3 protein-coding genes are annotated in these 1817 nt (G+C 67.7%); all 3 read right to left on the bottom strand.

Features of this window, described 5'->3' with window-relative positions; translation table 11 throughout:
• Positions 1–79 precede the first annotated feature (79 nt).
• A complete protein-coding gene (locus tag C5F48_RS23490; RefSeq protein WP_107666090.1) occupies positions 80–634 on the bottom strand; it encodes a GNAT family N-acetyltransferase in 555 nt (184 codons plus the stop codon).
• Between the two features lie 172 nt (positions 635–806).
• On the bottom strand, positions 807–1076 hold the full coding sequence (gene rpmA / locus C5F48_RS23485) for a 50S ribosomal protein L27 (protein ID WP_107666089.1): 270 nt from the start codon (positions 1074–1076) through the stop codon (positions 807–809).
• A gap of 6 nt (positions 1077–1082) precedes the next feature.
• Positions 1083–1538, bottom strand: a complete 456-nt coding sequence (gene rplU / locus C5F48_RS23480; RefSeq protein ID WP_107666088.1) for a 50S ribosomal protein L21 — start codon at positions 1536–1538, stop codon at positions 1083–1085.
• Between the last annotated feature and the right edge of the window lie 279 nt (positions 1539–1817).

Genomic DNA, 1817 nt, shown 5'->3' with positions numbered 1-1817 from the left:
GCCGTCGTCGTCAGCACCGCGTCGTTGTAGATCCGGGCGATCCCTTCGGCATCGCCCGCAACCGCGTCACGCACCCGCATCAGCCGAGCTTGCGGATATAGGTCCAGGTCGGCACCCGGGAGTTGCGCGCGACCGAGAAGCTCTCGGCATCGCCGAGATATTCGAAGCCGCAGTTGGTCAGCACCCGCGCCGAGCCAGGATTGTCCTGGAACACCTCGGCGAAGATGGTTCGGGCGCCCTGCGGATTGGCCGCGATCAGAGCCCGCACCGCCTCGGAGGCGAAACCGGCGTTCCAGAAGGCCGGCGCCACCCAGTAGCCGATTTCGGACTGGTCGCGGTCCATCCGCTTGAGCGAGATGACTCCCAGCACCTCGCCCAGCCCGGTGGCCGAGCCGTCCATCACCCAGACATCCTCCGTCCGGTCGGTCGCCATGGCGCGGGTCACGAAAGCCTCGGCGGCCCCCGGCGGCAGCGGATGCGGAATCGCCCGCGTGCCCTCGGCCACCCGGCGGTCGCCCGCATACATCGCGAAGAGCCCGGCGTCCGACTTGCGCACCGGGCGCAGCACGAAACGCCCCACCCCCTGCGCCGGCCCTGCGGCCGAGGTCGTCGTCGAGATCATATCCAGCGTCATGGCTTCCCTCCTCTGAAGCGCAAGAGCCCCGATCTGGGGGCCTCCTGCCCTTCGATCAACTCTGAACGTCAATGCTGCCCGATCTTGCCGCGAAGCGACAGAGCCCGGAACGACGAAGGGGACCGGCTTTTCAGCCGATCCCCCGTTTACAAGCAACCTGTAAAGGTTCGGCTTACTCGGCAGCCTCCGCGGTCGGGAGAACCGAAATGAAGGTGCGGCCCTTGAAGCCCTTCTTGAACGCCACCTTGCCTTCCACGACCGCGAAGATCGTGTGGTCGGTGCCCATGCCGACGCCGGTGCCCGGGAACCAGGTGGTGCCGCGCTGGCGCACGATGATGTTGCCCGGGTTCACGACCTGGCCACCGTAGAGTTTCACGCCGAGACGACGGCCGGCCGAGTCGCGGCCGTTGCGGGACGAACCGCCTGCCTTTTTGTGTGCCATGGGGTGTTACTCCTGTGCAGCAGCGGCGGCTTTCGCAGCGCGCTTCGGTTTCGCGGAGGCTTCGGCAGCCGGAGCGGCCTCGGCGTTGTGGGCGGCGCGGCGCGCATCGGCGGTGCCGGTGGCGGCAGCCACGCCCGAGGCTTCGGCGCCCGAGGCCAGAACGTCGGTCACGCGCAGCAGCGTCAGGTGCTGGCGGTGGCCCTTGGTGCGCTGCGAGCTGTGCTTGCGGCGACGCTTGACGTAGTGGATGACCTTCTCGCCCTTGATCTGGGCGATGACTTCGGCCTGCACCGCGGCGCCGGCCACGAAGGGCGCACCGACGGTCAGGGCGTCGCCGCCGACCATGAGAATGTCGTTGAACTGGATCTTGTCGCCAGCTTCGGCCGCCAGCTTCTCAACGCGCAGCACGTCACCCGCCTGCACCTTGTATTGCTTGCCGCCTGTCTTGAGGACCGCGAACATGGGTCTATCCTTCTCGTGTTCCGCGTCTTGTGGCCCCGGCAGATACCGGCGTTTCGCTTTGCCTCGGACAGCGCGCCCCTTCCGGAGCGTCATCAATGAAAAACCCGGCCAACCGAAAGCTGACCGAGATGCGGGCTTATCCGGGAATCGCGCCGCCGAGTCAAGCGCCGCATCGGCGCCGCTGGATCAGATGTCCTCGCCCTGCATCTGCCGCGCCGCGGCGCGGCCGAGGTCGTGCGACAGCGTGGTGAAGACCGCGTCGAAGGCGGCGAAGGTGGC

This window comes from Cereibacter changlensis JA139 (genome assembly GCF_003034985.1).
In the GTDB taxonomy this organism is placed as follows: Bacteria; Pseudomonadota; Alphaproteobacteria; order Rhodobacterales; family Rhodobacteraceae; genus Cereibacter; species Cereibacter changlensis.
Note: the sequence above shows the minus strand (reverse complement) of the source record. Positions and strands in the feature narration are given on the sequence as shown.